The sequence below is a fragment of the Desulfosoma sp. genome (genome assembly GCF_052743555.1).
On the sequence record NZ_JBRAHS010000002.1, the window covers coordinates 146,028 to 167,059 of the forward strand.

Here is a 21,032-nt window from a genome sequence, read left to right on the forward strand (position 1 = left end):
TTGGGATGCCATGAAAAGACTTCGCCGATTTTACGATCAATTCATTCGCTTGCGCGGAGACCCGAGGGAAATTGCCCTGGGGTTTGCCTTGGGGCTTTTTATCGGCACGTCTCCCACCATGGGATTTCAAATGATTATTGCCGCCTTTTGCGCGTCCTTGCTGGGCTGGAACAAATGGAGCGCCGCCGCAGGGGGTTGGATCACCAATCCTTTCACAGCCCCTTTTGTGTATTCCGCAAACTACTGGGTGGGCTCGAAACTGTTGTCGCAGGCCCCTAAAGCGACGGCGCATGCCCTGGCGGCCCTTGAGCGCGCAGGGCCCATTGTGCAGAAAACACCCCACGTGGCGGCTTCATTGATCCTGGGCGGTATCGTTGTGGGAGTGCCCGTGGCCTTTGCCGGATATTGGCTGGCTCTGTGGGCCGTGTCCTGTTACCGCGCCCGCGTGAAAGCGCAATTGGAAAGGGCTCGCCAAAAAATGCGGAAAGAACGGGCGAAACGCCGCGGCACACCATAAACAGTCTCCAGAGCGCCGGAAGCACGCGGCGCCTTCGACGGCTTGGGCCGAAAGGCCCTTCCGGGAATGCGGTGGAAGGGGGCTCGTGTGCGTATCGAGGCGTGCTTTTGAAGGGATGGCCTTCCGGCCGTTCGCGAAGGTTCGGACCGCAAGGATTGCGCGTCATGGAATGATGCGGACGGCGAAGACACGATCCCACCGAGCTGAATCAGATGGGCGACCCTTTGACGTCGGAGGGCCGCGCTCCTGCGCCTTCGGAAAGCCAGGAGTGCGGTGAACGCTGTCTCTGGCAAGGACACGGACCGAGGAAGCGGGTCCCTTCGAACGGCATCAGGTGAGCGCTCAGGCCCCCAGGGGCTGTGTCGGACAGGCCGGGAATCGGTGTGTCCAACACAGCAACCAGAATGTGGCCGATTTCTCGAGGACTAATGGGCTTATTCGGCCTTAGTTTCCGGCTTGTGTTCCGGAGTGTGCGGGGCGGGAGCCGGTTTGGCTTCGGCCGGCGCCTTGGCTTCCTTCATGGCCGGAGGCGGAACGCTCGCCTTGGGTTTAGCCGGCGCCGTCTTTTCCTCCACCACCCACGCATTGCCTTTCTTGACCAAGGGCAGTACCGTCTTGACATCAATGGTTCCCGTCACGGAAACCTTGGCGCTGTCCGCCGTCTGTTCCACCACCTCGTATTTCAGCTTGGAGCCATCCAGCTGAAATCCCTTGTGCTTGGCAAGCTGTTCCTGCACGTAGGCTTTGGCCGCATCCGGAGGTTCTTTCTTGGCGCAGCCGAAGGAGACCACAAGACCCAGGGCCATGAACACACAAAGTAATCGTCGCATACGCACTCCTTTTTTATTTTGGAGGATTCTGAGATGAAACAAGCGCTCCCGTGAATACTTATACATGATCTTGTCCGCAATCGGAAGACCTTAGGCGATGGTCCACCGGGTCACCCCGGTGAAAAAGCTCCAGGCGGCCCGCAGGCCCCTAGTAGTCGTATTTCCAAAAGATTCCGCCGCCGGTGCGGGAATGGGTGCCGACCTGGGTTTCCAAAGTGATATTGGGCGTGATTTCCACCTCCACGCGCAGGCCCACGTCGCCTTCTTCCAGGCGCTGATCCACATCCACGGTGACGTTTTCTCCGAGGTATTTTCGAAGCCCAACCCCGAGCCCTTCGCCCAGGCCGGCCCCCAAAAGCTCCAACTGGTCCAATCCCAAAAGGTTCCGGGTTTTTTCCATGACGTTGAGGTCGGAACCTGCGCGGGTGCTCAAGGCTTGAAGTGTTCCGGCCAGGCGAAAGGCTTGCAGAGGGCTCAGCGTGGTGGCGCCGCGGCCGAAAAGAATCTGGGACAGGATTTCTTCCTGGGGCCTTTGAGGCAGGGAGGTGAGGGTGAGTTGAGGATTGGCGGCTCGCCCCGTGAGGCGCACCTGGGCGGTCATGTCTCGCAGGGTGACCTCTCCCAAAAGATCGATGGCCGGATTGGGCGGTGATTCACCGTAAAACGCTATGTAGCCCTGGACGAGTCGAAATATTCTGTTGAGAAAATCCAGACGTCCTCGAGTGAGATCCAGGCGGCCGGTGATGTGAGGCTGCGAGGCGTTTCCACTGATGTGGAGGGTTCCCTTCCATTCCGCTTCCAGGCCCCAAGGCGAGACGATGCTCAGCTTGGGCAATTCCAAGGCCAGGTTCGTAGAAACGCGATGCCATGCACCCGATGATTTCTTCGGTGGCCGAACCGAGGGGCCTTCGGCGTCGGGTTTGATCTCTTCCACGTCCAAAACCACCACCTGGGGTGGCAGCCTCTTAGGCAGTTCAATGCGCAGAGGGTGCACTCGCATGTTTCCCGCCAGAACCGTTTCGCGAAGGGTTCCTTGGACAGTCAGCATCCCGTTGAGATTTCCGGAAACGTCGTCGCGATGCAGCGGGGAAACCTCCTCCAGGGTCACCTGTGCGTTCCAAGGAAAACCGGCATCGGCATCCAGCCGACATACACCGCTGCCGCGAATGGAGCCTTTCTTCCCATCAAGGGCTTGGAATTCCCGCACGCGAAGGAGATTTTTCGATCCTTCCAGCACGGCCGTGATGTTCGACAGCACGATTCCCAGATCCTCGTGTTCGTAACGGCCGTTGGAGAGCAGGAGTTCTCCGCCGAGCTGCGGGCGGTTGAGGGTGCCGTCCAGATGCACCTGGCCGCCCAAGGTGCCGTGGATTCGGTGGGCTTCGAGCTCCAAAAGGCTTCCCATGCGTTCCAAGGCAATGTCCAACGCAAGAGTGCCGGTCAAGGGTGCATTTCGAACGAGACCCAGCTCCAGAGGATCCATGTGAAAGCGGATGGGCACGACCAACTGTGCTCGGGTGGGTTGCGCTCCCAGACCCGAAAGGCTGGCTTCAAGATGCAGGGTTTGGGCATCGGCTCGAAGGGAGGCTTCTGCGGAAAAGGTTTCCGACGAAGGCCATGCCGGATGGCGCAGGGATTCCAGTTGCAGATTCGCCAAGGCTTCCGGGTTGTGTCCCTGGCGGCGTAGCATGGCGTTTGCGTTCAGGCGTCCCTGAATGGATGGTCCTCCAAAGTGCTCCATCAGTTCCAAGGGCAGGTTCTGCACCTTCAACGAAACCGACGGCTTCTCACCGCTCCATTGCCCGTGGGCGACCACACGTCCTTCTCCTACGCGAAACGCCATGGCGGACGTCTCCACGCGCTCTTTATCCATTACCATCTTCGAGGGGCTCTCCAGCTGAATGTCGACGGCGCCAGTGCGGGCGGAAAAGGTTTCGAGCCGAATTTCTTTGCCGCCGGAACCCAATCGGGCCGATGCCGTCGAAGACAGAACAAAGGGATATTGAAGAATGCCTTGCATCTGCGTGGAAAAAGTCATTTCCTGCATGGTGCCTTCGGCGTGGGCTTGCGCTTGGGCGACCTTAAGGGGAGGTTTTTGAAAATCTTTGAGCCTTAACGACACCGTGCCTTGAAGCGACGGGAACCGGCCCTCTAGATGGGCGGAGACATCCACGGCATCCACGAAAACATCGTTGTAGGCCAGGGAGCGCCCCGTTAAATTTCCTTGCAAACGTTGGCGTTCATCGTCGTCCGAAAGGGAGACCTTGGCATCAAGGCGTCCACGAATCTCCTGATGCAAAAGGGGCTGAAAAATATCCAGCCGTGGAATGGAAACATCGAGGATTCCGACAGCAAGAAACGTCTCCAGATGGGCGCGCAGGGACCCTTGCACGAGGGCGTCGTGGTATTGAAAGGTGACCCGAGGCAATTGGAGCTCCGGGCCGACTTTGGCGAATTCCATTTCCAGATGCCAGGGACCTTTGTTGTCAACGGCCCTTGTGGTGAGCTTTGCCTTGGGGTGGTGGGGAAAACCCGTGCCGTTCAGATCCAGGTTCCAGTCGTTCCAGCGCGCTGTTCCGTAACCGAGACCGGTTCCAGACATCGTTGTCTGAACGGTCATATTGTCCCAAGGGCCGGATAGGGTCACGTTCCCGTGCAGATTTCCCGCCATGGGCTGAGGTGTGAGAAAGGAAAAGAGGGAAAGGTCAAATAGATGCAGGACACTTTCCATATGGGCACGGCGCTGGGGAAGATCCAGGTGCCCGTGGAGTTCCGTTTCACCTAGATCGGCCGCGCGCACGTGAAGCTTTTGGAGTTCCACACGGCCCTGGTGGGTCAGCTTGGCCGAGGCTTGGGCGCGCATGTCATGAAGGGGTGGGCCGGAGGCCCTGTGGACATCAAAGGCCGAAGCCTCTCCGTCAAACTCCACGGAAATTTCCGGAAAAGGTGAGGCGGCTTCCTGCTGTAGAACCCACTGCCAGTGCATGCGCCCTTGAGAGAGCTTCCAAGAAGGGCTATTCATGGAGTCCAGCCGCACGGTGAGTGTTCCAACCATATGTGACAAAGGCCCTTCCACGGTGCCTTCAACCTTTGCGGTGCCCTGCAAAGAAAGCCCGCCACGAGCGACCAAGGGTTCTAAATTTTGAATGTCCAATTGGAACCTTGTGGGTTCCAAGGCGCCGTTGCTGAAGCGAAAACCGCCATGTGCCGATAAACTGAAGGGTTGCGTCTGCACACGCAACGCGTCCACTTGGAGTGTGCCGCTGGGATCTTTTGAAGTCTCCAGGTGCAGGTGCATCTGGGCGTGAAGATCGCCGAAGTTTTTCAAAGCAAAGCGCGTGGCCACCCAGCCGTTTTCTTGTTCGAAGAAACTGAGATTTCCAAACAATTGCGGATCCCTTTCTTGAAGGACGGCATGAATCGTGAGGGACGATTCCCGGTGACTTTGATTAATCACCATTTTGACAAAGGCTTTTTGTGCCCGCTCCTTAGGGTCACAGGCGACGGAACCTTCCAGAGCCGCCGTGAGCGGGCTTCCTAAGACGGGAGCGTCCACAATCACCTGATGTAGAAAGATCTTACTCACGATGATCGGTATGGGCGGAAAGGGGATGGCCCCACCGCGAGGTTCTGCGTCCTCCGGTGAGGAAGATGTGGCCTGCGGAAGTCGCTCCAGGTGCACCTGTCTGGCGCTCACTAGGTCGGCGAAAAAGCGGCCCCGCAGCAGCGCTCTGAACCGCCAGTTCAATACCACATCGTGTGCGGTGAACCACACCCCCTGAGCATCGGCTACTTCCAGCCGGCTCAGCTCGATTTCGAAAGGAAGCCACCCGCTCAGGGCTTCAAGGCGAACCGTGGTGTGCGGTCCGGAAAGTTTTTTGGACAGTTCTCGAGCCAAAAACTTCTTTGCCGCCGGGCTTTGCAGAGCTCCCCACAAGGCGGCCGCACAAAGGCCGACCGCGCCGATGACGGCCGCCACAGCTCGAAGGATGCGCTTCATGTGCAGAAGTCGTTGCCCCTATGGAAATTCACGGCAAAAGGCATCGCAGTTCCAGCACGTGAAGATCCAACCCGGGATTGTGTTCATAAAGATGGGCATTGGACAGATGCTGGAAGCGATACCCGATGGAAAAGTACTTGGTCAGGGCCAGGTTGACCCCGATTTCTTCCGTAAATTGAATCTCTCCGCCCAGGTTTTCTTTGCCGAAGACATGATCTTCCAAGAAAGCAGGCCGCACGGCCGCCATGAGCGCCACCCGCTTCCATGGGGTCTGCAGGGTCACCATGGGGCCGGTGGAGATCAAAACAGATTGCTTGGCGGCGGCACTGAGAATTCCAAAATGGATTTCCCAATAGGTGTCCAGCGTCCAGCCGCCGTTCCATTGCCAGTCCCACGGCATCGTATGGTAGGCGACAAGTTCGTGAAGATGAAAGGTTTCCTCTTTTTTGATGGCGGAAAAGCCGGTTCGAACCCCGATGCCGAACTCTAGCTTTTCGGCGCTCCACGCCACGGGCCCGTTGAGGATAAGGGCAAGGGCTAGGAAAATCATGGAGCTTTTGAGGCGCATGCACATCTCCCGGCCTTTAAGGCATTAAAAAGCCTGGCCCAAACTTACATAGATTTGATAAGCATCGTCAATGCCCGCGCGACGATTAAGCGGCACCGCGACGTCAATTCGAAAAGGGCCCAAGGGCGAATAATAGCGAAATCCAAGCCCGGAAGCCCACCGAAAACTTTTTCGAAAATCGGGAGCCGCCCTCTCATACAACGTCCCGCCGTCCAAAAAAGCCACAAGCCCGTAGCGTTCTCGAAAACGCCGACGCACTTCGCCGTTCCAGGAGACAAAGGAGAGGCCGCCTACAGGATCGCCGCCGTCTCGAGGTCCCAGGCTTTGATAGGCGTAGCCCCGCACACTGCCGCCGCCGCCCACATAGAACCGCAAATCCGGAGGAACCGCCTCGTGGGTGGCCCCGGCGATGGACCCTGCAGCCAGAACGGAAGCCAACACGAGTCGGCCGTCTTCGGCCCAGTCATAGTAAGTGCTCACGGTCGCGGAGGTCTTCCAAAAGAACAGAGAGGTATCCGTTAGATCCCAATAAGGGGCGGTCTGAAGGTGGAGACGGAATCCCTTTGTGGCGTCCAGGGGATGATCCGTGGTGTCCATGCGCACATAGGCGGGCACAAACAAAAGTGCGTTCGTTTCCCGCGTGGAGGCTTGTTCCACGTTGGAAAGCCGAAATCCGCCTCCCACACTGGCGCGCACCATGGGGTTCAGGTCACGAACCACAGAGGCGGCGGCGCCCAGGCTGCGCGTCCAATACGCGTCCCAATCCTCTTCGGCGATGCGTCCATCCACTTGCAGGAACTGGTCTGTGCGCAGAAAATCCCGCCACAGCACCATGCCGTCCAGAGCCTTTTTTGGCGAGGACATGGCCGCTTGGGCCGCCACCTTGGCCCGGCCTTTTGAAACGTTTCGGTTTTCCCAGGAAACATCCAGTTCCGGCCCCACATCTGTGGAATAGAAAAGCCCGCCTTTGAAGGTGCGAGGCTTTCTTTCCACGACCGTGATGTGTACGGGCAACCGACCCTGAGGGTCCGCAGACGGGGCATGGTCCAGTCGAATCACCGCAAAGAGATCCATCTGAATGAGGGTGTTTTGCGCCTTGAGCAAGAGTCGGGAATCAAAGAGGTCCCCTTCCTTCCATGGAATTCGAGGGCGCACGATGTCTTCGCGCACATTTTTCAGCCCCTCAATGCTCACAGGCCCGAAAAAGCATTGAGGCCCTGCGGCGATGCGATAATGGGTTCGCACCGTTTGTGTGTCGTGGCGAACAACCACACGTCTTTGTTCAATGCGGCTCAAAGGATGGCCGTTTTGGGCGAGAACTTCGAGGATCTTTGCGTCCGTGGCCTCGATTTGGGCGGCCAGCGCCGGCGAACGGGAAGGCAGAGACGAGCGAACCGTCTGCTCCAACAACTCGAGCACTCCTGGATGGAGGTCCGGCGCCACCAGTTCCGCCTCTTCAAGAAGATAAAGGGGGCCGGGGTTGAGGGAAAAGCGCACCGCCACCGGATCCGACATCTGGTCGATGGCAAAAGTCACCGCTGCGGCGTAAAAGCCTTCCGATCGAAGCACGGTGCGAAACAAGTCGGCATCTTTCTTGACCCGGCGCCGAAGCTGGTTCAAGGACGCAGCTCCTTCCTTTTCTTTGGCCAAAGTATCGCTGAAGGGCGTCAGATGCTGCACCCAGTGGGGGTCGACGTTGTCCTCAAATTTGGCGGCATACTGTATGGGGGCGGCGACGCCGACGGCGTCGGGCATGCCGAGGAGCAAGAGTAGGGCGGCCAAGATCCAGGGCCGTGACTCCGGACGCCTGTGGGTCCGGTGTGGCTTCACTCGTGCCTCCGCCTTTCGAAATCTTCCCGATGGATTCCTTTTCCTTTGCGCAATTTGTAAAGGGATTGTACTGAGTCGATGAAGAAAGTCAAAGGGTGAGGCGGACTGTGAGGTAACAATGGAGGTTATTGTGTTATGGCGTCAAAGCGGATTTGCATTGTCGGAGGGGTTGCGGGCGGAGCTTCCTGTGCGGCGCGGTTACGCCGGTTGGACGAGCAAGCGGAAATTATTCTTTTCGAAAAAGGCCCGTTCGTCTCCTTTGCCAATTGCGGCCTGCCCTACTACGTGGGGGATGTGATTCGGCGCGAAGAAAATCTGCTGGTGGCCACTCCCGATCTCTTTCGACAGCGGTTCCGGATCGAGGTGCGCCTGTTTTCGGAAGTGGTGGGCATTGACCGAGACCGTCGCCGCATCAGGGTGCAAGATCATCAAACGGGTCGAAATTATACGGAAACCTATGACGCCTTGGTGCTTTCCCCGGGCGCATTCCCCGTGCGGCCCCCGATTCCAGGGCTGGATCTGCCGGGTGTTTTTTTTGTGCGCACTATTCCGGACAGTCGGGAAATTCGGCGCATGATCGAGGAAAACCGTGCCCAAAGGGCCGTCGTCATCGGTGGTGGTTATATCGGCCTGGAGATGACAGAGAACCTGGCCCGGCGTGGATTGGACGTGGCCTTGGTCGAGATGCAACACCAGCTCATGCCCTTGTGTGATCCCGAAATGGTGTGGCCCCTTTACCTAGTGCTTCAAGAAAAAGGGGTCGTTGTGCGTTTGGGAGCGCAGGTGGACGCCATTGAAGGCGGGGTTGACGGGCAGCTTCGCGTGCGGCTGCGTTCCCAGGACGAACTGGCCGCTCATCTGGTCATCGTGGCCGTCGGTGTGCGCCCCGAGGTGAGGCTGGCTCAGGAGGCCGGCCTCGCGTTGGGTCCCCTGGGAGGCATTCGCGTCAACGAGAAGATGCAAACCAGTGATCCGTCCATATGGGCCGTGGGAGACGCCGTGGAAGTTTTTCACGTGGTGACGGGGCAACCGAGCCTGGTTCCGCTAGCCGGCCCCGCCAACCGACAGGGACGACTGGCCGCGGACGCCATCTGTGGACGAAACGTGCGGTTTCGAGGCGTTCAAGGAACGGCTGTGGTGGGCGTTTTCGACCAGGTGCTGGCCATGACGGGCCTCAGCGAAAAGATGCTGAAATCACTGGGGTTGTGGAATGAACCGTACAGATGCGAAAAAATCTACCTTCATCCGGGCCATCACGCCGGCTATTACCCGGGAGCGGAAACGATGGCCATGAAGCTCATCTTTTCCAAGATAGACGGAAAAATTTTGGGATTGCAGGTGGTGGGCAAAAAAGGAGCGGTCCGGCGCACGGACGTCATCGCCATGGCCATGCAAAAGGGCGGAACCGTCTTCGATCTGGAAGAGGCGGAGTTGTGTTACGCTCCGCAATTTGGATCCGCCAAGGATCCGGTGAACCTTGCCGGCATGATCGCCGCCAATGTGCTTCGAGGGGATGTGGAGGTGGTCCATGCCGAGGACATGGACCAGCCGCCCCAGGACGTGCTGATTCTCGATGTGCGGGAACCTTTTGAGTATCGGCGTGGCCATATTCCCCATGCGGTCCACATGCCTTTGGGAACCATAAGGGAGCGCATGGCGGAGCTGCCAAAGGATCGGGAAATCTGGGCTTATTGTTATGTGGGACAGCGCTCGTACCTGGCCGCTCGAGCCCTGCGCCAATACGGTTATCGCGCCAAAAACCTCAGCGGCGGCTACCGCACGTACACCCTGTGGCGACAGGCCGCACGCCCCTCCCAGGAGAAGCCGTGACGGAGACCCTATGTTTCTCGCGAAGGCCGTCTGAAAGAGGCTTCATTTGGCCCCGATACGAGCCCTCATGCCCCGACGCAGCGACGGTGTCCTGTTTCGCATTAGTCGTTTTTTCGAAGGGACCGGCTCCTGCCGGTCCGCATATTCGTCGAAGCGCGCGCGTGTCTCTCGGCGGAGGAATAAGAAGGGGATGCGCCGAAGCGCGTTCCTCAGACAGAAGGGGCCCACACATTTACCCAACGATGCAGCACTTCTTTAGGGGCGTGTTCGCGGGGACGGCCAGGAGGCCGTCCCTCCGATGGCACGAGGCGCGCCCCTTGGTGCTTCTCGAAGGGACGGCGTCCTCGCGGTCGGTTCGTTCCGCATCGGTTGTTTTTTTGAAGGGACCGGCTTCTGCCGGTCCGACGATTGGTGGACGGGCCGCGAGCCATCCTTTGTGAAAAACGTGGGCTCAGAAAGGCTTGATCGAAGCGGAAGAACCGTTGGACCGCATTCTTGCATGGGCTCCAGGCAAAGGGTATCGTGATGGTCGCATCGATGTCCCGGACAGAGGTTTTTTTGGGGCGCGAAAAGGCCGGCGCCAGCGTCGGTAAGAGAATGGCCCAATAAAAAACGCCTTCCATGGGGGAAGGCGTTTGGGCTGTCGCATGCTTGTCCACACTTTAGGAAGCGGACTTGGCCTTTTCCAGTTCAGCCTTGAGCTTTTCCACTTCCTGTTTGTACTTTTCGGCTTCTTCCTTGTATTTGGAAAGATCGTCGGCGGCGGGTTCCGCAACGGCTTCTTCCTCTTTTTTCTTGCCGAAGGGGAGCTGATCCTTCACTTCATCGTAGCCCAAATAGGCCGCCATGGCGCCGCCCAGCAGCAGCATCAGGGGAATGGCGCCCGCCAGCAGGTTGAGAAAAGGTTTGAACCAAATGAAAATACCAATGATGCCGAAAAACGCTGCGGCTAGGCCGCCTAGAAAAACCTTCATCGTCTCGCCTCCTTTTGCTTCATCCTTAGACTTGTGACCTGTCGCTGATCCTTACGGCGAAAACCCCATAAACCAAAACCTTCTGCCGCATTGGCAGCCCTTGGCATGATAAACATTTCACGCACCCTCTAGCATGCCCCAATGGCTTTTGCAAGGAGAAAGTCATGGCGAAGTGGTGTCGACGGTAAGGGATGCCTTGACGCGCCGCACATGGGGTTCCACCGTTTGTCTCTTTCGTGGCGAGGACTCGTGGGCTTGTCCGACGTTGTCGTTCGCGGCGCCGGCTCAGGCGGGAACTTCGAATGAGCCTTGCAGTGCTCTCGCACGACCAAATGAAAAGGAGCTGGAAATCCACTGCCGTAGAGGTTTCGAGCTGAACGGCCTAGTCTGGATGCACAAGGGCATGCGCGGCCGAGGGGGTATCTAGAGCCTATTTATGCAGATCTCGTTAGGGGTTGACGCTGCCCGACCGGGAAACGTATAGATACGTGATTTCTGACAAAAGCGATAAGCTTCGGTGTAGAGCTCAAAACGGGGGTGGAAGGAGATGAACAGTCGCCGCATCTACATGGATCATATTGCGGGAACGCCGCTGGCACCAGAAGTCTTCGAGGCCATGATGCCGTATCTGGTGGAACACTTCGGCAATCCCGCCAGCATTCATCATCTGGGCGAGGCGCCTCAGGACGCCATCTTTAAGGCGCGGTCGCAGACGGCGGCGCTTATTGGAGCGGAACCCGAGGAGATCATCTTCACTTCAGGCGGCACCGAAGCCAATAACCTGGCCATAAAAGGCGCCGCCTTTCAGCGCATGCGCCAAGGGCGGCATCTGGTGGTTTCGGCCATTGAACATTATTCTGTTCTTTATGCCGCCAAGGCCATGGAACGGTTCGGCTTTGAAATCACCCTTGTGCCCGTGGACGAACACGGCCTGGTGGACCCCGATAATGTGAAAAAGGCCATGCGGCCCGATACGGTGCTGGTCTCCATCATGCATGCCAACAACGAGGTGGGTACCATTCAGTCCTTGGCCGAGATCGCTCCTGTGGTGCATGACGGCGGGGCTCTGCTGCACACGGACGCCATCGCCTCGGTGGGGCGAATCCCTGTGCAGGTGCAGGAACTGGGTGTGGATTTGCTGAGCCTTGCCGCCAACCAATTCAACGGTCCCAAAGGCGTCGGCGCCCTGTATTGCCGCAAAGGCACGACCCTGTGGCCCCTGTTTCACGGCGGCGGCCAGGAAGACGGGCGCAGAACGGGAACAGAAAATGTCCCCGGCATTGTGGGCTTGGGGGCGGCGGCGGAACGCCTTCAGAGGCGTCTTCCTGAAAAGATGGAACGGTGTGCGAAGCTGGAAAGGCTTTTGCGGGACCGCATCGGTCAGACCCTTGAGGACATCCGCTTCAACGGACATTCGCATAGGCATCTTCCGGGTTTGGTCAATGTCTCCATTCGATACGTGGAAGGCGAAGCCCTGCTGTTGCCCATGGACCTGAGAAGCATCTGCGTGGCGGGCGCTTCGGCATGCACGTCCGTTACCGCCAAGGCTTCCCACGTGTTGGAAGCCATGGGGCTGCTAGGTGACGGGGCTTTGGGCACGCTGCTTTTTACCTTGGATGAGGACAACACGGAAGATGAAGTGCATCGGGCCGTGGAAACCCTGGCCGAGGTGGTCTACCGGCTTCGTTCGATGTCGCCTTTGTACGCGGCGCGAGCTTCTTATTGAATTGGACCATGCCTGGCGCAACGGCTGCAACCTATCAGCATCAAACCCAGCAGCATGTCCAAGAATACGTCTTGTCGCAGCGGTGCACGCCGCGATTTCCTATGGCGCTTGCGGCGCCCATGCAATAGAGCCGCCAAAGACGTGACAAACCCGTTTTCAGACCGGCTCTATTAAAGGATAGATCTATGGTGTCAAACAGTCTCCTGGACCAGCTTCTCACAGATATCGAACGGCCCGGGCGCTATCTCGGCGGGGAGATTCATGCCCGAGGCAAGAGCTTTGAGGAGGCTGACGTTCGTTTTGCTTTGGCGTTTCCCGATGTGTACGAAGTGGGCATGAGCCACCTTGGGATCCAGCTTTTGTACCATGGCTTGAACGACATGGAAGGCGTTCTGGCGGATCGCGTGTACACTCCATGGCCCGATTTTGAACAGCGCCTTCGAGAAACCCGCACCTCTCTGTTTGCCATCGAAAGCCGCCGTCCTCTCAAAGACTTTGATTTTCTGGGCTTCAGCCTTCAGTACGAATTGAGCTACACGAATGTTTTGACCATGTTGGATCTGGCCGGTATTCCGTTGCACAGCCGGGATCGGGACGCCTCAAGCCCCTTTGTCATTGCCGGTGGCCCGTGCGCTTACAATCCGGAACCCGTGGCCGCTTTTTTTGACCTGATCATCCTGGGAGAAGGAGAGGAGGTGCTGGCTGAGCTGACGCAGGCGTACCGCGACTGGAAAGCGTCGCGAGGGACACGGCGTGAATTTCTTCAAGGGGTGCGGCACATCAAGGGGGTTTACGTTCCGTCTTTTTTTTCGCCGCATTATGACGCCTCAGGGCGCCTGGAAGGCGTCGATCCTCTCTATGGCGATTACACGCACGTGAAAAAGAGGGTTCTCTCGGACTTGGACGCACAAAGCCCTTTGCCGGAACGGCCTTTGGTTCCCCTGGTAGAAATTGTGCACGACCGACTGGGGCTGGAAATTGCTCGAGGGTGCACTCGAGGCTGCCGTTTTTGCCAGGCGGGTTTTGTCTATCGTCCCGTGCGGGAGCGTCGTCCGGATGTCCTCGTGCAAAAGGCGCGTCGCGCCGTGATGGAAACAGGCTTTGAAGAGGTGTCCCTCCTATCCTTGAGTACCGGGGACTATTGCCAGCTGGGTTGGCTTCTTCATACCGTGATGCGGGACATGGAGCGGCGGCGGGTGGCCCTGTCTTTTCCTTCCATGCGTGTGGGCACCCTCTCCCAGGAACTCATGGAGTGCATTCGCCGCGTGCGCAAGACGGGATTTACGGTGGCCCCTGAAGCGGGCAGTGGGCGCCTGCGCAGTGTCATCAACAAAAATATCGAGGAAGAAGACTTGTACCAAACGGTGCGGGACGCCTACGGCCTGGGCTGGAAGGGCATCAAACTCTATTTCATGATGGGGCTTCCTACAGAAACTTTGGAAGACCTCGAAGAAATCGTGCGCCTCAGCCTGCGCGTCTGGCAGTTGGGCAAACCCTATCGCGCCGCCGTGCATGTGGCGGTGTCCACCTTTGTGCCCAAGCCCATGACCCCCTTTCAGTGGACGGGTCAGATCGGGCGAGAGGAAATGGATCGTCGGCTGGAGTTCCTTAAAGAGCGGCTCAAACGTCCCGGCATTCGCATGAAATGGCACAGCCCGGATCTGAGCGTCATGGAGGCGGCGCTGGCTCGAGGGGACCGGCGGCTGGCCAAGGTCGTGGAGTCGGCGTGGCGCAAAGGGGCCCGGTTTGATGCCTGGGACGAACATTTTCAGCGGCGTGCCTGGGACGAAGCCTTTGCCGAATGCGGGCTGAGCGCCGATGTCGAGGCGCAGCGCCACTACGGCGCCTCGGACCCCTTGCCGTGGGATCATCTCAGTGCCGGAGTGCTCAAGAGCTACCTCTGGGCCGAATGGCAAAAAGCCTTGAACGGGACACGCACGGGCGATTGCCGCTGGGAATCCTGTTCGGGATGCGGCGCCTGTGACGGCATCCACGTCGCCCCTCGACTTCACGACGCGCCACCACCCCCCGTGGACTCCATGGCGCCACCGCCCCGTGGGGCTGGCGAGGGGCTTTTCACCTATACGCTGCACTATGCCAAAAAGGGCCGAGCCCGCTTTTTTGGTCAGCTGGAGACGAACCGCATCATGGAAAGGGCCGTGCGGCGCTCCGGACTGCCCGTGGCCTTCACCCAGGGCTATCATCCGCACGCTAAGATTTCCTTTCGCGAAGCTCTTCCCGTCGGCATGGAAAGCGAAGCGGAGGAGGCGGACATTCAGCTGGAAGAAGCCGTGGCGGAGCCAGAGATTGCCAAACGGCTCAATAAGGTTTTGCCCGAAGGGTTTCACGTTCTTGGAGTGCGTCGCGCCCAGGATGGAGCCCGCAAGCCTTCCGCCATTCGCGTCACCTACCGTCTTTCCGGTTTGACCGAAGAACTGGTGGAAGCTATGATAACTCGCTCTGCCGCGTGTGGGGATCGCGTGGTGCGCAAGAAAACCAAAAGAGGATGCCTTGAGGCGCGCTGCTCGGATGTGTTGCTTGCCTTGCGCCGCCTCGAGGCCACCAGCGTGGCCATGGAACTTGCGGAAGGGCCCACAGCCCGCTTTCGACCTCAAAACGTGCTCGAGGCCTTGGTACCTGAGAGAGTCCTCGCATGCAAGGCGTGCCGCTTGTGCAAGGTCTCCGTGGCACCTCTAGAGGAATAGATGATGGCTGCGGAATTGATCATCAATGCCGACTTTTACGAAACGCGGGTCGCTCTCGTGGAAAACGGCCAAGTGGCGGAGCTCTACATCGAAAGAGCTTCCGACGAAGGCATTGCCGGCAACATTTACAAAGGTCGCGTGGTGCGGGTGCTTCCCGGCATGCAGGCCGCTTTTGTGGACATCGGCTTGGAAAAAGCGGCCTTTTTGTACGTCAGCGACGTGCACCATCCCCTGATGGAAATGGACCAGATTTTTCAGGAAGCCCTACCGGAAAGGGAGGAAAGCCCAGAGGCCGAACCGTATGAAGAAGCTTGCGGGTCCCAGCCGTCGCTGGACGACAGGGAACTACCGGATGTGCCCATTGAGGATAGATTGCGGGAAGGGCAGGAAATTCTGGTGCAGGTGGCTAAGGAGCCTCTGGGAAGCAAGGGAGCGAGAATCACCACCCATGTGACCTTGCCGGGACGTAACCTGGTGCTCATGCCCCTTATGGACCATGTGGGCGTGTCGCGCCGCATCGAAGACGAAAAGGAACGCAAGCGCCTCAGGGACCTGGTCCTGGATATCAAGCCGGCGCACTGCGGCTTTATCGTGCGCACGGCCGCGGAAGGGGAAGATGCGGAAAAGATTCAAGCGGAAATGGAATTCCTGCTGAAGCTCTGGCAAAACATTCAGCGCCGTTCCGAGAACGCTCCGGTGCCATCCCTGGTCTATCGGGATCTGGACATTACGCTGAGGGCGGTTCGGGATCTTTTCACTAAGGAAGTGGACCGTCTCGTCATCGATAATCTTCAGGAATACAAAAAGGTGTTGCAGTTTACGGAAACCTTTTTGCCGTCCCTGAAAAACGGCGTCGAGCTCTACGAAGGCACCGAACCCATCTTTGATGCCTACGGCATCGAAATGGAAGTGCAACGGGCCCTGAGCAAAAAGGTGTGGTTGAAATCCGGAGGCTACATTGTCATTGAAACCACGGAAGCTCTTACGGCCATCGACGTCAACACGGGGCGCTACGTGGGCAAACGCAACTTGGAAGAAACCATTCTCAAGACGAATCTGGAAGCTGTCAAAGAAATTGCATGCCAGCTCAGGCTTCGCAACATCGGGGGCATCATCATTATTGATTTCATCGATATGGAGAAGGAAGCCAACCGAGAAAAGGTCTTCAATGCCCTGAAAGAAGCGGTCCGCAAGGACAAGAGCAAGACCAACATTCTGCGCATGTCGGAACTGGGCCTCATCGAGATGACGCGCAAGCGCACTCGCGAAAGCATCGGCCGAACCCTTTGCGAGCCGTGCTTTTACTGTGAAGGCCATGGGCAGCTCAAGTCCACCCAGACACTGTGCTACGAGATTTTGAGGGAGATTCAAAGGGAACAAAAAGACCTCTTTGGTCGAAATGTGCTCATTCAAGTGCATCCTCGCGTGGCGGCCAGACTGCTGGACGAGGAACGGGCGGCGTTGGAAAGCTTGGAGGAGGCGCTGCACGCGTGTTTCCATGTTCAGGGGGAACGCACTTTCCATATGGAACAATATGAAATTACGGTGGAAGAAAACTGACGGGCTTGACAGGCTGCAATCCCACACGGCGTGGATGCTTTCTTTGGCCATGCGACCCGCACGGCGCATCAGCCCTCGAGAAGAACTCTGCCCAACAGGATCCCGCTTCGAGCGAGCCTCGGCGGGGTGGTGCGGTCGTCTGAGGGTGTGGGTACTGTGAGTCGACTGGCCGGAATCCGCGGCGCTCTGGAACGCAACAAAACGCTGCGTTATGTGGTCTACAGCGTGGTCATCGGCGTGGTCAGCGGACTCGGGGCCTGCCTTTTCTATGTTCTTTTGGAATGGGGCAAGTACTTTTTCTTAGAGTACCTGGCGGGCTATCCTTTGAGTAAACCCGGCGGCGAACACCTGGTCACCCTGGAACGTTCCCCCGTTTTTCGCCGATGGATGCTTCTTGTGTTGCCCGCGTTTGGGGGACTCCTGTCGAGCTTTCTGGTCTATCGATACGCTCCGGAAGCCGAAGGGCACGGCACCGATGCCCTCATCGACGCCTTTCACAACAAAAACGGCATTATTCGAACGCGCGTGCCCTACATCAAGGGCCTGGCCTCCATCATCACTTTGTCCACAGGAGGGAGTGCAGGGCGCGAAGGGCCCATTGCCCAGATCGGTGCGGGTTTCGGTTCCTGGGTGGCGCGCCTGTTGCGCATGAACGTGCGGGAGCGGCGCCTGATGCTTCTGGCCGGGTGCGCTGCCGGCCTAGGCGCCATTTTTCGAGCGCCCTTAGGAGGGGCCCTGACGGCCATCGAGGTGCTCTACCGGGAAGATTTTGAAACGGAAGGCATTATTTTGTGCATCATGTCTTCCGTCATCGCCAACGCCATCTTCATCAGCCTCTTTGGACAACGTCCTATTTTTGACATTCCTCCCATTCACTTCGCCAATCCCGTGGAACTGCTCCTTCACGCCGTGCTGGGGCTCGTGTGCGTTCCCTTTGGATTCACCTATGTCAAAGTCTTTTACGGCATGCGCGATTATTTCTTTCGAAAGCTTCCTTTGAAGAAGGCCCTGGTGCCCCCGGTGGGCGGGCTCATGGTGGGAATGATCGCCTATTGGCGCCCGGAAGTGATGAGCGGCGGATACGGCACCATTCAAAAGGCCCTTATGGGCACCCTGCCCGTGTCCTTGATGCTCAGCCTTGCCGTGCTGAAAATCGTGGCCACCTCCTGCACCATTTCCTCGGGCGGCAGCGGCGGCGTCTTTGGGCCCTCCCTTTTTATCGGTGCCATGTTGGGAGGCGCTGTGGGCCAGATCTCGAGCACTCTGTTTCCTCAATGGGTCGGGAATTCCGGCGCTTTTGCCCTGGTCGGCATGGGTGCCTTTTTCGGCGGCGTCGCCAAGGCGCCCATCGGCGCCTTGCTCATGGTCTGCGAGATGACCGGGGGCTACGGGCTCGTGGTGCCTTTGATGTTTGCGTCCGTGATCGCCGTGTTGTGTTCCCAGGGCTGGTCCTTGTATGAAAAGCAAGTGTTCAACAAATTCCATTCCCCGGCCCATCGCACGGACATGGTCATGAACGTCCTGGAAGACGTGAAAGTGCGGGACGCCTACGACCCGACCCTGGCTGTGACCAGTCTTCCTCAGGACATGACCTTCCGGGAACTCAAACGGTTCATGGTCCATACGCGGGAATCCTTTTTTCCCGTGGTGGATGACCGCTTCCATCTCAAGGGCATCTTGTCGCTCCAGAATGTGCGATCCGTCCTCTTTGAAGATTCCCTGGCGGAACTTCTGGTGGTTGGAGAATTGGCCTCACCTCCGGTGAGTGTGCGACCGGACGAGAGCCTTTACGAAGCCCTGATGAAGTTTCTCAGCTCGGGTTACGGTCAAATTCCCGTGGAAGAAAGAGATCTGGGGGTTGTGGGCATGCTTCGCCTGGAAGAACTCATGCAGGCCTACCATCGGGAAATTCAGAGGCTTCGTGATGAAGATTAGGCGCCTGTTCGAAAAGGCCGCCGAGGGTTTTTGTGCCCCTACGAAAGGCATTTATTGGGGTCCGGCAACGTGCGGACCGCGAGGACGCGGTCCCTCCGAGATAAATCCCGTGAGCGCTCCTCGACGACGCACCATTTCCTGGAATTTTTTCCTTTCGTGGAAGCGGCGCAAGTCGGGATGCTTTATCGCGCCGAGCGGCGCTCCGACGGCCTCAAGCTGATAAGACGCGGCCGAACCGTTCTCGGACCAGATTCACTATTGACGAGGGCGTCGAAGCAGCGCAAGAAACGTGGCGACTTCGGCTTGTGCGCTGCTTCCAGGGGGGTGGTCGGAATCGAGCGCCGTTTCCGTAAGTCGCTCGAAATCGGCTGTCGTGAACCCTTGAAGTTAAGGAGGTATGCATGACACAAAAGACCGTATCGCAGGCGCTCTTTGAGCGGGCTCAGGCGGTTATTCCCGGAGGAGTGAACAGTCCGGTGCGCTCCTGCCGTTCCGTGGGGGCTTCTCCCTTTTTTGTCAAAAGGGCGGCGGGGTGCCGTTTGGAAGATGAAGACGGCCGAATCTACCTGGATTACGTGGGATCCTGGGGCCCTTTGATCCTCGGCCATGCCCATCCTCGGGTGGTTCAGGCCGTGCGACGTGCTGCCACCCAGGGGACATCCTACGGCGTTCCCTGCCGCTTGGAAGTGGAACTAGCGGAAAAGGTGGTTTCCATGGTGCCGTCCATGGACATGGTGCGCATGGTCAATTCGGGCACGGAGGCTACCATGAGCGCCATTCGTCTGGCTCGAGGCTACACCGGGCGATCAAAGATCATCAAGTTCGACGGGTGCTATCATGGTCATAGCGATTGCCTGCTGGTTAAGGGGGGATCCGGACTGGCGACCTTGGGAATCCCCGGAAGCCCCGGTGTGCCGCCGGAGGTGGTGGCTCATACTCTCTCGTTGCCATACAATGACCTGGCTTCTGTGGAAGCCGCCATGAAAGCCCATGGAGAAAAAGTGGCGTGCATCATCGTGGAACCGGTGGCGGGGAACATGGGCACCGTGATTCCCAAGCCTGAGTTCCTACCAGGATTGCGGCGCCTGTGCGACACCTACGGCAGCCTGCTCATCTTTGATGAAGTCATTACCGGATTTCGGTTGGCTCCCGGGGGAGCCCAGGAACGCTTCGGGGTGCGTCCAGACCTCACATGCCTTGGAAAAATCATCGGAGGCGGCCTTCCCGTGGGGGCCTATGGAGGTCGGAGGGACATCATGGAAAAGGTGGCGCCTTTGGGCGATGTGTACCAGGCCGGCACCTTGTCGGGGAATCCACTGGCCATGGCCGCCGGGCTCGCCATGCTTGAGGAGCTCGGTGCACCGGGAATCTACGAGTCGTTGAGGACAAAAGGCGAGAGGCTGGAGGCCGGGCTTCGCGAAGCCGCCCGCATTGCCGATGTGCCGGTGACCATCAACCGCATAGAATCCATGGGCACCGCCTTTTTCACCGATAAGGAAGTCCTGGACTTTGCCTCAGCGCTGCAGGCCGACACGGCAACTTACGCGATCTTTTATAGGGAGATGCTCACTCGAGGCGTCTATATCGCTCCGTCTCAGTTCGAAAGCTTTTTTGTAAGCACGGCCCATGAAAAGGAAGACTTGGATCGAACGGCTGAAGCCGCTTTGGAGTCTCTCCGGGTGGTGAAAATGACACAAAGGAGACGTTAGGAGCGGTGCACGCCGAGAGTCCTGATCGTGCCGTGGAGCAGTCGGACAAAATGGCGTCGAAAGCCGACAGCTTGATGAAACAAGACACCGGCCTACCGGGACGAGGATTCGGCGAAGATGGACTGCAAAACTTCGACGGGAAAAAATAGCGTTGACTCGGCTTAGGCCCTATGCTAGGTAATGTGTGATAATTTACACGAAGTGGCCGATGAAAGAAGAGACAAAAAAATACCTCAAGCAGGTCGGACTGGCGAGCACCCTCGGGTTTTCGGTGGCTTTCGCCATTTTCATCGGCGTGGCGATCGGCTACTGGCTGGATTCCAGTTTTGGAACCTTCCCATGGCTCATGTTGGTTTTTCTAGTCATGGGAATCATCGCTGGCTTTCGCAACTACATGCGCTTCATGCGAAGGCAGCAGCGCGAGGATCAGCGCACACCGTAAGGGGCTCGTGAACACACTGCTGAGTGATGGAAAGCTGGTTCGGCGCATTGAGCTTGTGAATGTGATTGTTCTCTTTTGTGCCGTGCTGGGTGCGGCGGTCTTCTTTTCCATGGGAAAGGCTTTGGGCGTGCTGGTGGGGGCGGTGACGGTCACAGCCAGTTTTCAAGTGATGAAGTGGCAACTGGGCCGGGCTTTTCGACACCCGCAGCAACCACCATCCAAGGGTGTGCTCTTTGTCAAGTATTACCTGCGGTTTCTGGGCACCTTGTTTTTGGTCTTTACGGTGCTCTATTACGGGTGGGTGGATCCGCCGGCATTCCTGGCGGGGTTGTCGGTGGTGATGGTCAGCATCGTGCTGGTGGCCATAGTGGAAGCCGCGAAAATGGTCATGAGGGGAGAGAGGTAA

At 58.1% G+C, this 21,032-nt stretch carries 14 protein-coding genes; 9 read left to right on the forward strand and 5 right to left on the reverse strand.

Features of this window, described 5'->3' with window-relative positions; genetic code table 11:
* The first annotated feature begins 10 nt into the window (after positions 1-10).
* Positions 11-517, forward strand: a complete 507-nt coding sequence (locus tag ACUVSA_RS02145) for a DUF2062 domain-containing protein (RefSeq protein ID WP_445893606.1) — start codon at positions 11-13, stop codon at positions 515-517.
* Positions 518-951: 434 nt separating this feature from the next.
* Here the strand turns inward: ACUVSA_RS02145 and ACUVSA_RS02150 are convergent, their stop codons facing one another.
* The 4 genes from ACUVSA_RS02150 to ACUVSA_RS02165 form a co-directional block, all read right to left on the reverse strand.
* Positions 952-1,347, reverse strand: coding sequence for a hypothetical protein (locus tag ACUVSA_RS02150; protein WP_445890629.1), 396 nt, complete (start codon positions 1,345-1,347; stop codon positions 952-954).
* 148 nt (positions 1,348-1,495) lie between these two features.
* Positions 1,496-5,347, reverse strand: coding sequence for a translocation/assembly module TamB domain-containing protein (locus tag ACUVSA_RS02155; RefSeq protein ID WP_445893607.1), 3,852 nt, complete (start codon positions 5,345-5,347; stop codon positions 1,496-1,498).
* 28 nt (positions 5,348-5,375) lie between these two features.
* Positions 5,376-5,915, reverse strand: a complete 540-nt coding sequence (locus tag ACUVSA_RS02160) for an acyloxyacyl hydrolase (protein ID WP_445893608.1) — start codon at positions 5,913-5,915, stop codon at positions 5,376-5,378.
* Positions 5,916-5,939: 24 nt separating this feature from the next.
* Positions 5,940-7,745: an autotransporter assembly complex protein TamA gene (locus ACUVSA_RS02165; RefSeq protein ID WP_445890626.1), complete on the reverse strand. Its 1,806-nt coding sequence runs from the start codon at positions 7,743-7,745 to the stop codon at positions 5,940-5,942.
* A gap of 135 nt (positions 7,746-7,880) precedes the next feature.
* Between ACUVSA_RS02165 and ACUVSA_RS02170 the strand changes: the two genes are divergently transcribed.
* Positions 7,881-9,575, forward strand: coding sequence for an FAD-dependent oxidoreductase (locus ACUVSA_RS02170; RefSeq protein WP_445893609.1), 1,695 nt, complete (start codon positions 7,881-7,883; stop codon positions 9,573-9,575).
* Between the two features lie 662 nt (positions 9,576-10,237).
* Here the strand turns inward: ACUVSA_RS02170 and ACUVSA_RS02175 are convergent.
* Positions 10,238-10,549 carry a hypothetical protein gene (locus ACUVSA_RS02175; protein ID WP_445890624.1) on the reverse strand — a complete coding sequence of 104 codons (312 nt, stop codon included), beginning with the start codon at positions 10,547-10,549 and terminating at the stop codon, positions 10,238-10,240.
* Positions 10,550-11,096: 547 nt separating this feature from the next.
* On the opposite strand from ACUVSA_RS02175, the gene ACUVSA_RS02180 reads away from it, so the two are divergent.
* From ACUVSA_RS02180 to ACUVSA_RS02210, 7 genes are all read left to right on the forward strand, one after another.
* A complete protein-coding gene (locus tag ACUVSA_RS02180) occupies positions 11,097-12,275 on the forward strand; it encodes a cysteine desulfurase family protein (RefSeq protein WP_445893610.1) in 1,179 nt (392 codons plus the stop codon).
* A gap of 185 nt (positions 12,276-12,460) precedes the next feature.
* Entirely contained in the window at positions 12,461-14,980 is a 2,520-nt protein-coding gene (locus ACUVSA_RS02185; protein WP_445893611.1) for a TIGR03960 family B12-binding radical SAM protein, read from the forward strand.
* A gap of 3 nt (positions 14,981-14,983) precedes the next feature.
* The gene (locus ACUVSA_RS02190) at positions 14,984-16,540 is read left to right on the forward strand and encodes an Rne/Rng family ribonuclease (RefSeq protein ID WP_445893178.1); all 1,557 of its coding nucleotides are present in this window, start codon (positions 14,984-14,986) and stop codon (positions 16,538-16,540) included.
* 156 nt (positions 16,541-16,696) lie between these two features.
* The gene (locus tag ACUVSA_RS02195; RefSeq protein ID WP_445893612.1) at positions 16,697-18,475 is read left to right on the forward strand and encodes a chloride channel protein; all 1,779 of its coding nucleotides are present in this window, start codon (positions 16,697-16,699) and stop codon (positions 18,473-18,475) included.
* 401 nt (positions 18,476-18,876) lie between these two features.
* Positions 18,877-20,184, forward strand: a complete 1,308-nt coding sequence (gene hemL, locus ACUVSA_RS02200) for a glutamate-1-semialdehyde 2,1-aminomutase (RefSeq protein WP_445893613.1) — start codon at positions 18,877-18,879, stop codon at positions 20,182-20,184.
* Positions 20,185-20,392: 208 nt separating this feature from the next.
* Positions 20,393-20,626 carry an AtpZ/AtpI family protein gene (locus ACUVSA_RS02205; RefSeq protein WP_445893614.1) on the forward strand — a complete coding sequence of 78 codons (234 nt, stop codon included), beginning with the start codon at positions 20,393-20,395 and terminating at the stop codon, positions 20,624-20,626.
* A gap of 7 nt (positions 20,627-20,633) precedes the next feature.
* On the forward strand, positions 20,634-21,032 hold the full coding sequence (locus tag ACUVSA_RS02210) for an ATP synthase subunit I (RefSeq protein ID WP_445893615.1): 399 nt from the start codon (positions 20,634-20,636) through the stop codon (positions 21,030-21,032).

Coding starts and splice junctions, on each gene's coding strand:
- ACUVSA_RS02155 (WP_445893607.1), bottom strand. CDS start 5,347: ATGAAGCGCATCCTTCGAGCTGTGGCGGCCGTCATCGGCGCGGTCGGC.
- ACUVSA_RS02160 (WP_445893608.1), bottom strand. CDS start 5,915: ATGCGCCTCAAAAGCTCCATGATTTTCCTAGCCCTTGCCCTTATCCTC.
- ACUVSA_RS02145 (WP_445893606.1), top strand. CDS start 11: ATGAAAAGACTTCGCCGATTTTACGATCAATTCATTCGCTTGCGCGGA.
- ACUVSA_RS02175 (WP_445890624.1), bottom strand. CDS start 10,549: ATGAAGGTTTTTCTAGGCGGCCTAGCCGCAGCGTTTTTCGGCATCATT.
- ACUVSA_RS02185 (WP_445893611.1), top strand. CDS start 12,461: ATGGTGTCAAACAGTCTCCTGGACCAGCTTCTCACAGATATCGAACGG.
- ACUVSA_RS02180 (WP_445893610.1), top strand. CDS start 11,097: ATGAACAGTCGCCGCATCTACATGGATCATATTGCGGGAACGCCGCTG.
- ACUVSA_RS02205 (WP_445893614.1), top strand. CDS start 20,393: ATGAAAGAAGAGACAAAAAAATACCTCAAGCAGGTCGGACTGGCGAGC.
- ACUVSA_RS02150 (WP_445890629.1), bottom strand. CDS start 1,347: ATGCGACGATTACTTTGTGTGTTCATGGCCCTGGGTCTTGTGGTCTCC.
- ACUVSA_RS02190 (WP_445893178.1), top strand. CDS start 14,984: ATGGCTGCGGAATTGATCATCAATGCCGACTTTTACGAAACGCGGGTC.
- ACUVSA_RS02170 (WP_445893609.1), top strand. CDS start 7,881: ATGGCGTCAAAGCGGATTTGCATTGTCGGAGGGGTTGCGGGCGGAGCT.
- hemL (WP_445893613.1), top strand. CDS start 18,877: ATGACACAAAAGACCGTATCGCAGGCGCTCTTTGAGCGGGCTCAGGCG.